The following is a 12504-nucleotide window of genomic DNA, read 5'->3' as shown; positions in this document are numbered from 1 at the left end:
TTAAGTTTAAGACGTAGCTATCCTTGCTGAATATTTCAGCAGATAGAACTACGGATATAGTTAAATTTTTTTAGTTGTTAATTTCAGCGAGTAATTTCTCAGTGGATTCTAAAGATTTATTGTAAGATCTTATTACCCAAAAGGAAAATCCTAAGAAAGCGATGATTGAAATTGGAAATGTAAGAATCCAGAAATTTTCGGTTTTACTAAGATCAACACCTTTGATTGCCGAAAGAACTGGAATAGAGATCAAAATTAAAAATAATCCCAATGACACATTCAATTTTTGAAACTTTTGAAATTTGATCTTTCGTTTTTCGAAATTATTTAATGTTTCTAAATAGGTTTTAGACGAAATCGTTATTTTTTGCATTCCATTCAAACTTTTTAAAGAGATTAAAGGTAGTATTAGGAGTAACCCAATAGCTATAATCGCGAAGATTTTTTCTGCTAACGGATCTATTTTTATAAAATTCATTATTAAATAAATAGCACCCAGATAACAGATGATTGCGCCTATAATTTCAGAGTATCTTAACTTATTTAGTTTTGAATGGTATTTTTCACTAGTAACGTTTTCAATAAGATTTTTAGTGAGCAGTTCCTGTTTTTCGATTCTGTCGCTCATTCCTTCCAATAAATTTTTCATTTTCTCTAATTCCATAATATCCTATTTCCCTTTTAATTGGGTTTTTAATTTTTTCTTGATCCTTGAAATTTTAGTTCCAACGTTGCTTTTAGTTATTCCAATTATTTCCGCGATTTCATCATGACTTTTTTCTTCCAGATATAGTAGAATAACACCTCTCTCCAAAATGTTTAATTTTTGAATTTGCTTATTAAGCAGTTTTAGTTTTTCTTTTTTTGAATTATCCTTGAGGTCGGCAATTCTTTCCACAATAGGATCTATTGAAGTCGTTACTATTTTTCTATTATTGTTTTTCAAAGTATAGATTGCGGTATTCAATGCTACTCGATACATCCAGGTACTCAATTTTGAAAATTCATTAAAGCTGTCGAAAGATTTCCAAAGTTGAAAAACAATCTCTTGATAAAGATCTTCTCTATCCTGAAGGTTATTTGTATAAAGCAGGGTCACTTTATAAAGCAAGCCTTCATTGTCTTCAATTACTCTTGTAAAATGCTCTTTTTTCTTCATTTAAAAAATAAACTTCTCCTAATTAGTGTATCAAATTTTGAAAAAATCACACTTTGAAGGATTTTTTTTAATCTAAAAGTATTTTTTGTAATTAAAGGCAACGGTTCGCTGTTTTTGTAAGTTACGGAACACGGTATGCGAACTTGTTGGTTTAAGTATTTTCTAACTTAGGATAATAAATTACACTTTTTCGACAACACCCGTTATTTGTGATAACCGTTGTTGGGCTTTCGTACGTTTATCTAATATCCTTTTTTAATTTTTTCGGATTTTGCCTTGTATCGAAGACGGTAATTATTTCTATTTCTTTTTTAGAATTAGATATTCTATAATAAAAGGTTGTCTGTTTTGTGACAACACATTTAAAAAGTCCTTTTAAATCAGTCGATTTTGGACAACTTTCTGGTTGCGAAGATATTTGTTGGATTCTTTTAGATAACTTTTCTATGAATTTATCTCTTACTTTTTTACTCCAGTTTTCTAAAAGATATTCGTTAAGTTCTAAAAGTTTTGATTCTGCAAGCTCTGATAAAAAAACTTTCATTAAGAAATTTTCTTTAAAAATGAATCATATGAAACTTTTTTACCTTGATCAAGTTCCTGAATACCTTGTTTAATTTCTTTCTGTTCAGCAGAACTTAATTCATTCCAAAAATCAACTTTTTCTTTATTAATAAAGTCTGCAACTCTTTGGATAAATTCATTGTTATCTATCTCCAAGATTGCTTTTACTAATTCAATTTTTGTGGTTTTAATATCCATTTCTCTTTCTTTAATTCAAAGATACAAAAATAAGAATTCAAATTTTTCTAAAGTATAAAGCCCAACGGTCTTGGTTCGTATGTTAGATTTGAGATCGTAATTTAGTTAAAAATAGGAATTATAAATTAAACTCAATAGAAGGGATAGCGAGGTCTTGGTAGATACATTTTATACAATGATATCGTGCGTTAGAAATTGTACCCTTCTATTAACTTCTCTAAGAACTTGAACAGTACCTAGATCCTATAATAGAGATCGTATCAAAAGCGAGCAAAAGTGACGGAGAGTAGAGTTTAAAAAATAAACATTATTATGTAGGATGAAATTTTGAAACTCTCCTTAGGAGTAGATGTCTCAAAAGCGACTTTGGCTGTTTGTTTGTGCCGTCTAACGGCTAGACTTATGAAGGAGTTTGAAGATCCATTTGAGGTTAGTAATGATTTACCAGGTTTTAAAAAGTTGGTAAAGTGGTTACTTAAAAATGCCAATTCTCCAGAAGATATATTTATCGTTATGGAATCGACAGGTATTTATCATGAAGCTTTAGTATACCATCTCTATATGGAAGGATTTCCTGTAAGTGTTATGCAATCAGGACGTGTAAAGCGCTATGCTCAAAGTTTGGATCAACGTTCCAAGACCGATGCCTTAGATAGCCGGATGCTTGCCATGCTTGGCTGTGAATGAGAGTTGGCATTATGGAGCCCACCAGATCCAATATTACGTCAATTAAAGGGCCTCAGTCGGGAACGATCTTTTTTACTAAAGGAAAAGCAGATTGAGCGAAATAGACTTCATGCCTTAGAACACTCCGTTTATAAAAGCAAACGGGAGCTAAAGCGCTATGGACAGCGATTAAAATTGATTGAAAAGCAGTTGATAGAAATAGAAAAGGAGATGGAAATTCTAGTTAAGAATGATCCACAGATGCATCAAAGAATTAAGCACTTGGAAAGTATCCCCGGGATCTCATTTAAATCTGCAGCGACCGTAGTAGGTGAAACTTTGGGTTTCACCGGTTTTACTAATGCTAAACAATTGACTAGTTATGCAGGATTTGATGTGGTCTTGAAAGAATCGGGTGCTTATAAGGGAAAGACGAGAATCAGTAAGAAAGGGAATAAACATATTCGCAGTGCACTATATATGCCAGCGATGAGTGCCATACAATGGAATCCAACCTTGAGAAAATTTTACGAACGAGTCCAACCCACTAAAGTCAAACCAATGATAGCCTTAGTAGCAGTAGAGCGAAAGCTATTGGTATTAATGTATAGTTTATGGAAAAATGAAATAGATTACGATCCAGAACATGAGCAAAAAAAGACAGCAAGAACCGAAGTCCTTGCTGCACAGGATAGAAGCAATTTAACATTGACTTCTTCCTAAAAATTTTCTCAAAATTACTTGTTTTATAACACAGTACCTAAGACAAGTAGCGTGGAGTAGGGACGCAAACTTGTCGGCTTAGTTGTTTTTTAATAGGTATCTAAAATAAACTTTTTCGACTAAGCCCGCTATTTGTGCTTAACCGATATTTGCCACTGGCTTTTTTTTATATTAATTTTTAGAGATTTTCTTAAATGGTTCTATTTCATCAATAGTATTTTCTATTCCTTGCTCTTTAAATTCAGATACAAGTCCAATTTGTACAATATCTCTTTCTTTTCTCCAATAAATTATAGCTAAAAAGGCAATCGTTACCTGTACCTGGACTTCTGAATTATCCTTAAATTCTTTACTTTCCCATTTCTCTTTTATCTTTTCATTATCTGGATTATTTATGTCAATTATAGATGCATATATTTTTAATTTATCATTGATTAATTTGAGCTGGCTATCAGTTTTTTCCTGCTCTAAAATATCTCTATGTTCAATGCTAGGTAAGTCAGATTGATTTAAGACATAAATGATATCTTGTATTCGATATTCGGTTGAAGGAATATATTTTGTTATAGAATCATATTTATGCAATATTTCTTTTAAACGATAGCTCGCATTTACTGCTACTATAATAATCTCTGGATTTTTATCAATTAGTTTATTTAAACCTTCAAGAATATTATCCTTATTGAGTAAATAACGTCTTGTTCTCGAAACTAAAAATGAATTGGGGATAAAACGCTTTATACTATTTTTAGAAATTTGACTGGCAAAAATAGAATCATAGTTCAAATTTGGAATATCATTATCAGTAAATGCTGATTTTGACATTAAAGTTTTTCCACCTATTAAGGTTAGCTTTAACTCATCATCTTTTTCCTTATCATCTAATTTTATGAAAATTTCATTATAGCTTTTAAAAGCATTTGTAATAATTTCATTTGATTTACCTTCAAAGTTTTGGATTTTTTCTTTAGATAATTGTGCGTTTAATTTTTCTAATCCTATTTTATCTGTGATTTCCTTTTTGAGAGTTTGGGGAAATTCATTTATTTCCTGCAATTTTTTATTAATAGTATCCTTGTAACTTAAAACGTCAAGAAGTTCTTCATTAGCTAATACATCTTTAAGACAATTCTCAAAAAATGAAACTGTAGCCAACCAATTATTTAATTCAACAACATTGTTAGGTAAATTTGGAAGAGTAGTAAAATCTTGGAAAGTGTAGTGTTCATGAAGTGTCCATTGACGTAAAAATAGTACTGTTAAATAACTACATATCCAATAATTGACTTGTTTTCTATTTCCTAGATTATCTAATTCAGGGAAATAGAATTTTATATCTATTGGGGTTTTTCGATTTTTGAATTCGTTTCTAAATTCTTCCAACCACTCAAAAATTTCTGTCATTGTTTCTGGAAGTAAAACAAATTTTGGTGGAAATGATTGAGAATAATTTAATATATATTTGAGAGTTTTATATTGCTTTCTGTACAATAAAAGACCTCCTAAAGCATAATGAAATTCAAGGAAAGACTTTCTTTCTTTACTTCGATTAGCGACCTCTATTTTATTTTTTATTTCTCTAGATTCAAAGTCATAATCTTGTTGGATTGTTTGTAATCTAAATTCAAAATATTGATAGGCATTTGACCAATACATTTTCACAAACTTCTCATTATCACAAATAACATATAAGTTTCTCCAAAGCCAATTATAAGTTTCCTTTGAAATTTTAATTTCCTCGAAATCCTCTCCTAAAAGCCACCAACCACTTACTGCTCTGTGTTCTATTGCAGGCAACTTTAAATTTTTACTATTTGAAAGCTGTACATTTAGTTTATGCACCATAGCATATAAATCGAAAGGATAAATTAATGACTTTGACTTGTCGTGGTTTTTTCTAATAGACGAAAACTCACTGTAGTAAAATTCAAGTAAAGTTTCCTGTAGGTGTTCATCTTGTTTATCTATAGCGTAAAAAGTGAATTCATTAATTGTTTTTAGATAATAAGGTTTAACCGTGGATTCTTTATTAAGAGAGTGATATTTTTTAATGACATAGCTTAATAATGAAGTCGGCTTACCATTATAGAGAACTACCATATTTAACCATTTAAAAAATAAAATGGTTAAAATCATGGTTAAACCTAACACTAGGAATTTTGCGGAATTATTAATGAAAATATTATCCCAACCAAAAAGTGGTTCAATTGGGAATATCAAAAATAAAAACGAAATTATGGTAATATATAATGACAATTGAAAGATGGATAATTCTATTCCTTTCTTTCCTAATTTTAAATTAACTGATCGTTGTGGAACTTCCTTATTAAATAGAACTGATAAATAATTTGATTTATATCTGTCGCCTATGTTTGAAATCTTATCGACTATAATTGGGTAAGCAATACCTAATATTGCAATATCTATTGCAACACAAATTTCTACGATATAGTTTATTGTCATTTAGTGTTTTTTTTCAGCTTGTGGCTAACGGTCTCCTTTACTTCGTTTATTAATAAATATACCTTTGAGATGAAGAAGGAGGAGAACTAAAACGGTCTCTAGATTACAGATCCAATATCCGTAAGAGTCCTCCATTCTTCACATGGGCAGCAAAGAACCATTTGGAATACCAGGTCAATAAATGGACCCGTTAAAGGAGTTAGTTACTGCGCCCTTCAAATATTAATTTTTTAAAAATATGAAAAATTACCAAGAAGTAATCGGAATTGATGTTTCAAAAAACAAGTTAGATGCTTTTGCGTATAATCGAAGGTTACATCGGGAGTTCAGTAATGATGTATTGGGTTATAAATCGCTATTGAAATGGGCTAAAAGTAACGAACTAAAAGTGTTTTTTTGTTTTGAGAATACGGGTCATTATTCCTTGAAGTTAGCCTTATATTTATCGTCGAAGAATGCGGTTTATGTGCAGGAAAACCCAGTAGTGATCAAAAGATCCTCCGGAGTAATCAGGGAGAAGAATGATGTTGTAGATGCCATGATGATCGCCAGATATGGTTGGCTTCACCGAGAGGAACTTTCTGCCAGTGAGCTGAAAGATAAGGAACTCTTGGAAGTAGGCAGATTACTCGCTTTACGGGATCAACTGGTTCGAAGTCGTACAGGCTTAATGAGTACCCTTTCCCAGCTAAAGAAGTTACTCAGCAGTAGTTCAATCGATACCTGTTGCAAGACGCTGGTAAGCTCTATTGCTCATCTAACTTCTCAAATAAATAAAATAGAGAAGCAACTAAAATCACTTATAAAGAATTCTGAAGCATTATCACAAAACTATCGGTTGATCTCTTCTTTAAAAGGCGTGGGATTAGTTGTAGGTGCCCAGTTGCTTTATCACACCAATAATTTTAAACGTTTTGATAGCTGGCGCCAATTCTCCAGTTATTGTGGGACTGCTCCTTTTGGTCATAGTTCTGGGAGCAGTATTCATAAAAGGCGAAAATGCCACCCGATGGGAGACCGGCAAATGAAGAGTCTGCTTAGCATGGCTGCCTGTACAGCTATTCATCATGATAGTGAATTACGCCGTTATTACAAGAAAAAGCTAGAAGAAGGTAAACTAAAGATGATTGCGCTGAATAATGTTCGCAATAAGCTATTATCCAGAGTGTTTGCAGTAGTAAAAAGAGGTACTCCGTATGTGGAACTACATAAATTTGCTACCTGAAGAATTAGGGAAAAAAGTTTGGATTTAACCTTGGAATACGTATAAGAATAGTAGCGGATTTTCACGCATTAACTTTTCGGTTAAGCACAGACCTTTTTTATATTTACTAACTTTCGTTTTAGCCATTAAGCCGCTATTATTTTTATACATTGTTAGCGGTTGCCTTTATTCACAGATGTTTTCTGATTTTCGCAATAATCTTTTCTGGGTTTCTTGGTTCTGTAATTTCAGCAATTTTTTTTCCTTCTTTATCCAAGAAGAAAAGTTTATCAGAGTGAGAAACAGAATATCCCATAACAGAGTTCGTGTTTTTTTGTATTACATAACCAGCAGGAAACAATTTTATAGTTTCGTCTATTTGTTCTTTGTTTCCCGTAACTCCAATAAAGTCCTTATGAAAAGATTTTGCGTATTTTTCAACGTCTTGTGGTTTGTCGTGTTTATGGTCAACGCTCACAAAAATCATACGAACATTTTTGCGCTCATCATCTGTAAGTTCTCCATAGGCATTGCTTACGGTTGCCAATGCAGTTGGACAAACCGAACCACATTTTGTAAAACCAAAATACAATAAGTTTATCTTTTTGGGATTTTGGCTAAATTTCCACTTTCCATTTTCATTGTTAAGCGTAAAGTTTCCACCGTAAGGTGTGCTATCAATTTTATACCAAATCAAAAAAACGGACAGTATTGTTGCGAAAGTGATTAGTATGTATTTTACGGTTTTATTCATCGTTTCATTTATTCATTACAGACATTCTCCCTCTTACATAGTTTCCTGTTAAAGAAACTCCTACACCTACAAATACCGTTACAGCAAGAACTGTCCAGCTAATAGAGTCTGCTCCCAACTGGAAGAAGTTTGAGTTCCATATTCCCCAAACAGGAAAGGTTGGTCTCCATAAATGGACTTCGGAAAATGCAGCTGCAACTAACAAACCATTGACAACGGTTGCCAGTGCTGCCGAGTTTTTGTTTTTTCTAGTGAGATACAAAGCTATGATGCTTGGTGTATAAACGCTAATGTTTACGAGCCATACAAGCAACGGAATGGTGTAGTCCCAACATGATGCTTGTCTTACGTGGTCTGCATCGTGAATGATGATCATTGCAATCATTATTGCATTTGCCCAAAGCAGTGTTTTTTTGTTTTGTTTTTCCATTTTTATTGGTCTAAAAAATTATTTAATTTATTTACAATATCTGCCCACAGTGTGTCTTTCATATTTTTTTTGAAATAACCGAAATGGTCAATCTTATTCAATCCAAACTCGGTTGGTGTCAGTTCTGTGAATGTTATGCCTTTTTCGCTCTTTACGTTTCGCCAAAATGCTTTGGTGTTTTTGGCGGAGGAAATGGTATCGTCTGTTGAATAATAAACGTGAATAGGAAATTTGAAGTTTTTGAAATGTCCTTTTGGGATGCTATTTCCGTAGTATTTTTCACTTAAAAACAAATCTTTTTGTCCTAACCACTTTCGCCATTCCAACACAAATTTTGTGGGAAGATTTTCCATAAAACCATAAGGCTTTGCTTTTATATACCCATAAACTAATGCGCTCAATGGTGAAAAAACATAAAAAAAGAAATAGGCTCTCATACGGTATTTAAATGGCATATAAAGCCAATACCCGGAAGAAACGGCAATGTTGATGTTTCCTACCACATTATCAAGATTGTTCATAAATCCTATTTGTTGTCCACCTACGCTATGTCCAATAAGCATAAATGGTAAGTGTGGAAACCGTTTATCTAAATAACTTTTTATACCAGGCATATCTTTAATGCCATAATCAATATAGCTAAGGTCTCTATTCTTTAAGTTGTCGCTTTCGTTTGTCCATCTATAATTCCAAAGACAACACAAATAACCATTCTCAGTCAAATAGGTCAGGAATTTTAGATAAAACTCTTTTTTTGTTGCCGTCCCACAATTAAATTGAATAACAGCCTTTGGCTTTTCTGGAATAAGTAAAAGACCGCTTAATTTTACACCATCGGCACAAAATGTTTCAAATTTTTCTTGTTTCATTTTATTTCTTCAGGTTAAAAACCATACAGGTAGAAACCGCGTGTGCATAAGTATTTCCGCTTTCATCAATTAGGTCAGATTCTACCAATGCGGTTGATTTTCCTGAATGTATTATTTTGGTGTTGGTTTTAAGAACCCCTGTTTTTTCGGTTATCTTTTTAAGAAAATTTAGCTTGATTTCCAGCGTAGTGTAGGCGGTATTTTTTGGTAAGGTGCTGTGTAACGAACAACCTATGGCTGAATCTAAAATGGTGGTTATTACTCCTCCATGTACGCTACCAATAGGGTTGTAATGATATTCTTGGGGAGTAAACTCAAACACTATATTGCCTTTATTGAATTCTGATATCGTAAAGTTTAGCGTTTGTAAGATGGGCGGAACAGCAACCTTATCCTCAAACATGGCTTTTAAAAAATCATAGCCCGATAAATTCATAGCTTTTTCAGCTATTTCTTCAGGGTTTTCCCACGAATAGGTTCTAATTCTTTCTTTATTCATTTTCATAGTAAAATATTGCTTTTTAATTCTTCGATATATATATCGAAATTGTTTTTGTCTTGCTCTAGTCTGGATATTTGAACTAATGCCATTAGATTGGATACTATTAGTTTCGCAGTTATTCTAGCATTTTTTGAAGGTTTAAATAATTGTTGTTTTATCCCTTCTTCTAAGATAGAAGTAGCCCAATCTATTACCGCATTTGAAAAGCTCAAAAGTTCATTTCTCAGCAGTTCCTCCAGAGTATATACATCGGATGCCATGGCACCTACAATGCAAACATGATTGCGTTTAGACAGTTTTTGATAATAGGTAAACAATTTGTCAAGCTTTTCTATTGGGGTTTTGTTCTTATTTCTTGTAATGGTTTGATTTAAAGTAGCTAGGTGTTGCTGTATAATGGCAATTCCCAAGTCTGTTTTGGTTGGATAATGATAGTGAATTGATGAAGTTTTAATAGCAATTTCTTGAGAAATATGTTTGTAACTGAAAGCATTAAACCCTTTTTCTACTAAAAATCTGTTCGCTGTTTCAACTATTAATTCTTTCGTGTCCATATTTATTGTTTTAATGCAGGTTCATACTCAGTTAGCTTGTTAAGCAACCAATCTGGAATTTGTACAGATTTTTTCGCAACAAAGTCCACCATTACATTTATGCTTTTCCCTTTAGCGTGAATTATGTCCGAACCATCTTTTGCTTTACTTGTTATCAGGTATTCCATTTCAAAACTTTTGTTAGAAATAGAAGATGTTCGCGCTTTTACGGTTGGACTTATACTTTGTAGTGTTAGTTCTTGTAAAAAATCGCATTCTATGTGTGCTATTACAAACATGTTTTTTCTCCAATCCCAATCGCTAACTGCTGGGAAATATTCTCCACGTATAATTTGAAAATATTCGAAGTAATAAATGTTGTTTACGTGTCCAAGCCCATCTAAGTCGTTCCAACGCATAGGGATAGGAATTGAAAATCTAAATTGTTTAATGGTCTGTTCGTTATTATTTGTCATCTTTTTTTGTTTAATCAGCAATCTACCTACTTATAGATAGGTAAAAATAATAAAAAGTCTCAATATTCTTATCAGTCTGTCTAAAATTTATTGAGGAAGTTGTGTATTATACTGAAATAGGTTGACCATTTTAGGTTCAATTTTCGACAGATTAAATGGTCAATAGTTTTAAATTTTGTTTGTTCCTTTTGTAGGAATGATAGTCTACATTTCTATTCAAATGAACAAAGTTAGGGGTGTTCAATTTGAGACTAAAATGGGGTCTTTTGTTGTTGTAAATCTCAACAGCTCTTTTGACCATCTTCTTCGCTAAGTTAGTATTTTTTATAGTCCGTTTTAAATCATTTTCATATTTAAGGGTTCTGTTGACTCTCTCAGCCACGGCGTTCTCGTACGGATCGTACTTCTCGGTCATGCTCATTTGAATTCCGTGTTCCTCAGCAAAGCTGGTGTATTGGGGATTGCAATACTGAATTCCACGATCGGAATGATGGATGAGTTTCTGATTCTTGTATTTCCTATTTTTAATGGCCATTTTAAGCGCATCGATGCAAAGTGATGTCTTCATATGGCTTGCTAATTTATACCCCATAATTTGCTTAGAATAGGCATCTGTGACTAATGCCAAGTAACTGTGTCCGTTCTGGGTTTTGATATAGGTGATATCGCTTACCCAAAGCTGTTCCGGTCTGGTGGGAACTTTGTCTTTTACAAGGTTCTTGTATTTAAAGAATCGGTGTTTTGAATCGGTTGTGATATGAAACCGCTTTAATTTAGGAACGAGCAGGTTATTCATTCGCATTACTCGATAGAATTTATCCCTTCCTATTTTAATACCGAGTCTGTCCATATCAGCCTTTAATTCCTGATATAGTTTGATTCCACCGGTGCGCAGTCCAAACTGACTCCGATACTCTTTGATGAGCCGAATGATTAGCTGTTGCTGTGTTTGCCTAGTCTGATGAGATTTTAAACGCTTATAGAAAGCTTGTTTGGAAACCCCAAAACATTGGATCAACCATTTTCTTTTAAACGGTTTTGCTTCTTTTTTTCGATCTCGTCTGCTAATGTTTTGGGCAATGACTTTTTTGACATATCAACTCCGGTAATAAGTTCCATGTCAGCAATAATGTCTTGTTGGAAGTCTTTTACAAACTCCAGTTCCTCTATTTTTTCTTGGAGTTTCTTGATCTCATCTTTCTTGCTCATCCCTTGCTTCTTTTGTTCTAAAGTACTGTATTTTTTCAACCAGTAGTAAATAGAAGCTCTGGAAACCTGATATTTATCGGAAGCATGATTGATAGAAACTTGTGCATTCTGGATCTGATCAATGATGATGAGCTTAAGATCATATCCTACTTTTTTGTAGGAATTTTTTCGACAGTGTTCATTTTGTTCTTTCATTAGGTATAGTGCTAAAAGTTTTAATTTTTAGTCAACCTATTTCAGGAAAGTACATTGCTTAAGGTTGCCGCTAACGTGTTTGTATATGAAAAGTTGCGTGTAAATAATCACCAACCTTTCGAATTTAAACTGACCATAAATATATAAAAAAGCCAATGAATTAAGCACTTTGCAGCAATTTTTTATATACGTTGTTACCTGCTGGCTTTACTCCGTTTTGTTAAATATATTCCAAATTAACATTGCGACTATTGCTCCTAAAGTTGGTGCAGTAATATAAACCCAAAGAGCAATGAAGTTTCCAGATACAATTGCAGGTGCCAAACTTCTCGCAGGATTAAACGAGCCTCCAGAAATTGGACCTGAAAATAAAATAATTCCAGTAACAACTCATCCAATTATAAGACCTGCTATATATGAAAATTCTTTTTTAGATGTTACTCCTAAAATTGTAAGCATTAAAAAGAAAGTCAGAACAAATTCTAAAATGAACGATTGTACTAACTAGCCAGAAGGAATTGTAGTTCCTAACGTTAAGTTTTTAGAGAATGTAAATTTT

Annotated in this window: 18 protein-coding genes; 4 read left to right on the top strand and 14 right to left on the bottom strand. The window is 32.8% G+C overall.

The window, feature by feature from the left end:
* Positions 1-70 precede the first annotated feature (70 nt).
* From P163_RS15645 to P163_RS15630, 4 genes are all read right to left on the bottom strand, one after another.
* On the bottom strand, positions 71-664 hold the full coding sequence (locus P163_RS15645; RefSeq protein WP_034893363.1) for a hypothetical protein: 594 nt from the start codon (positions 662-664) through the stop codon (positions 71-73).
* A 6-nt stretch (positions 665-670) separates the two neighbouring features.
* A complete protein-coding gene (locus P163_RS15640) occupies positions 671-1159 on the bottom strand; it encodes an RNA polymerase sigma factor (RefSeq protein WP_034893360.1) in 489 nt (162 codons plus the stop codon).
* Between the two features lie 238 nt (positions 1160-1397).
* Entirely contained in the window at positions 1398-1703 is a 306-nt protein-coding gene (locus P163_RS15635) for a type II toxin-antitoxin system RelE/ParE family toxin (protein ID WP_034893358.1), read from the bottom strand.
* Positions 1703-1921 (bottom strand): hypothetical protein, encoded by a 219-nt coding sequence (locus tag P163_RS15630; RefSeq protein ID WP_034893355.1) that lies wholly within the window; start codon positions 1919-1921, stop codon positions 1703-1705. The genes P163_RS15635 and P163_RS15630 overlap by 1 nt, the downstream gene beginning before the upstream one ends.
* 327 nt (positions 1922-2248) lie before the next feature.
* Between P163_RS15630 and P163_RS15625 the strand changes: the two genes are divergently transcribed.
* Together P163_RS15625 and P163_RS15620 are read left to right on the top strand one after the other, a co-directional pair.
* Positions 2249-2608, top strand: a complete 360-nt coding sequence (locus tag P163_RS15625) for an IS110 family transposase (protein WP_197055444.1) — start codon at positions 2249-2251, stop codon at positions 2606-2608.
* Positions 2609-2611: 3 nt separating this feature from the next.
* Positions 2612-3310 carry an IS110 family transposase gene (locus P163_RS15620; protein WP_034893350.1) on the top strand — a complete coding sequence of 233 codons (699 nt, stop codon included), beginning with the start codon at positions 2612-2614 and terminating at the stop codon, positions 3308-3310.
* A gap of 171 nt (positions 3311-3481) precedes the next feature.
* On the opposite strand, the gene P163_RS15615 is transcribed toward P163_RS15620, so the two are convergent.
* Complete coding sequence (locus P163_RS15615) at positions 3482-5773, bottom strand: hypothetical protein (RefSeq protein WP_034893347.1); 2292 nt, start codon at positions 5771-5773, stop codon at positions 3482-3484.
* A 238-nt stretch (positions 5774-6011) separates the two neighbouring features.
* On the opposite strand from P163_RS15615, the gene P163_RS15610 reads away from it, so the two are divergent.
* Positions 6012-6998, top strand: coding sequence for an IS110 family transposase (locus P163_RS15610; protein WP_034893344.1), 987 nt, complete (start codon positions 6012-6014; stop codon positions 6996-6998).
* A 169-nt stretch (positions 6999-7167) separates the two neighbouring features.
* Here P163_RS15610 and P163_RS15605 read toward each other — a convergent pair whose 3' ends face one another.
* The 9 genes from P163_RS15605 to P163_RS18835 all read right to left on the bottom strand — a co-directional run bounded on the left by P163_RS15605 (position 7168) and on the right by P163_RS18835 (position 12302).
* On the bottom strand, positions 7168-7731 hold the full coding sequence (locus tag P163_RS15605; RefSeq protein ID WP_034893341.1) for an SCO family protein: 564 nt from the start codon (positions 7729-7731) through the stop codon (positions 7168-7170).
* Positions 7732-7735: 4 nt separating this feature from the next.
* Positions 7736-8107: a hypothetical protein gene (locus P163_RS15600; RefSeq protein ID WP_156100725.1), complete on the bottom strand. Its 372-nt coding sequence runs from the start codon at positions 8105-8107 to the stop codon at positions 7736-7738.
* A gap of 56 nt (positions 8108-8163) precedes the next feature.
* On the bottom strand, positions 8164-9030 hold the full coding sequence (locus P163_RS15595) for a serine aminopeptidase domain-containing protein (RefSeq protein ID WP_034893338.1): 867 nt from the start codon (positions 9028-9030) through the stop codon (positions 8164-8166).
* Between the two features lies 1 nt (position 9031).
* Entirely contained in the window at positions 9032-9535 is a 504-nt protein-coding gene (locus tag P163_RS15590) for a PaaI family thioesterase (protein ID WP_231556211.1), read from the bottom strand.
* Positions 9532-10086 (bottom strand): TetR/AcrR family transcriptional regulator, encoded by a 555-nt coding sequence (locus P163_RS15585; RefSeq protein WP_051931266.1) that lies wholly within the window; start codon positions 10084-10086, stop codon positions 9532-9534. Before P163_RS15585 ends, P163_RS15590 begins: the two co-directional genes overlap by 4 nt.
* A 2-nt stretch (positions 10087-10088) precedes the next feature.
* Entirely contained in the window at positions 10089-10541 is a 453-nt protein-coding gene (locus tag P163_RS15580; RefSeq protein ID WP_051931310.1) for an acyl-CoA thioesterase, read from the bottom strand.
* A 151-nt stretch (positions 10542-10692) separates the two neighbouring features.
* Entirely contained in the window at positions 10693-11559 is an 867-nt protein-coding gene (locus P163_RS15575; RefSeq protein ID WP_081891347.1) for an IS3 family transposase, read from the bottom strand.
* A complete protein-coding gene (locus tag P163_RS15570; RefSeq protein WP_034893332.1) occupies positions 11556-11945 on the bottom strand; it encodes a transposase in 390 nt (129 codons plus the stop codon). Before P163_RS15570 ends, P163_RS15575 begins: the two co-directional genes overlap by 4 nt.
* A gap of 207 nt (positions 11946-12152) precedes the next feature.
* The gene (locus tag P163_RS18835) at positions 12153-12302 is read right to left on the bottom strand and encodes an aquaporin (RefSeq protein ID WP_410503407.1); all 150 of its coding nucleotides are present in this window, start codon (positions 12300-12302) and stop codon (positions 12153-12155) included.
* On the opposite strand from P163_RS18835, the gene P163_RS18650 reads away from it, so the two are divergent.
* A complete protein-coding gene (locus P163_RS18650; RefSeq protein ID WP_034893329.1) occupies positions 12238-12453 on the top strand; it encodes a hypothetical protein in 216 nt (71 codons plus the stop codon). The genes P163_RS18835 and P163_RS18650 overlap by 65 nt on opposite strands.
* The last annotated feature ends 51 nt before the right edge of the window (positions 12454-12504 follow it).

The sequence above is a fragment of the Gillisia sp. Hel_I_29 genome (assembly GCF_000744275.1).
Taxonomy (GTDB): domain Bacteria; phylum Bacteroidota; class Bacteroidia; order Flavobacteriales; family Flavobacteriaceae; genus Gillisia.
The sequence above is the reverse complement of the archived record's forward strand: the minus strand, read 5'-3'. Positions and strand labels throughout refer to the sequence as shown.

Bases quoted from the DNA above. Each gene is read 5' to 3' on its own strand.
- P163_RS15635 (WP_034893358.1), bottom strand. From the start codon at position 1,703: ATGAAAGTTTTTTTATCAGAGCTTGCAGAATCAAAACTTTTAGAACTT.
- P163_RS15585 (WP_051931266.1), bottom strand. From the start codon at position 10,086: ATGGACACGAAAGAATTAATAGTTGAAACAGCGAACAGATTTTTAGTA.
- P163_RS15630 (WP_034893355.1), bottom strand. From the start codon at position 1,921: ATGGATATTAAAACCACAAAAATTGAATTAGTAAAAGCAATCTTGGAG.
- P163_RS15580 (WP_051931310.1), bottom strand. From the start codon at position 10,541: ATGACAAATAATAACGAACAGACCATTAAACAATTTAGATTTTCAATT.
- P163_RS18650 (WP_034893329.1), top strand. From the start codon at position 12,238: ATGAAGTTTCCAGATACAATTGCAGGTGCCAAACTTCTCGCAGGATTA.
- P163_RS15570 (WP_034893332.1), bottom strand. From the start codon at position 11,945: ATGAAAGAACAAAATGAACACTGTCGAAAAAATTCCTACAAAAAAGTA.
- P163_RS15600 (WP_156100725.1), bottom strand. From the start codon at position 8,107: ATGATCATCATTCACGATGCAGACCACGTAAGACAAGCATCATGTTGG.
- P163_RS15640 (WP_034893360.1), bottom strand. From the start codon at position 1,159: ATGAAGAAAAAAGAGCATTTTACAAGAGTAATTGAAGACAATGAAGGC.
- P163_RS15590 (WP_231556211.1), bottom strand. From the start codon at position 9,535: ATGAAAATGAATAAAGAAAGAATTAGAACCTATTCGTGGGAAAACCCT.
- P163_RS15645 (WP_034893363.1), bottom strand. From the start codon at position 664: ATGGAATTAGAGAAAATGAAAAATTTATTGGAAGGAATGAGCGACAGA.
- P163_RS15605 (WP_034893341.1), bottom strand. From the start codon at position 7,731: ATGAATAAAACCGTAAAATACATACTAATCACTTTCGCAACAATACTG.
- P163_RS15615 (WP_034893347.1), bottom strand. From the start codon at position 5,773: ATGACAATAAACTATATCGTAGAAATTTGTGTTGCAATAGATATTGCA.
- P163_RS15610 (WP_034893344.1), top strand. From the start codon at position 6,012: ATGAAAAATTACCAAGAAGTAATCGGAATTGATGTTTCAAAAAACAAG.
- P163_RS15595 (WP_034893338.1), bottom strand. From the start codon at position 9,030: ATGAAACAAGAAAAATTTGAAACATTTTGTGCCGATGGTGTAAAATTA.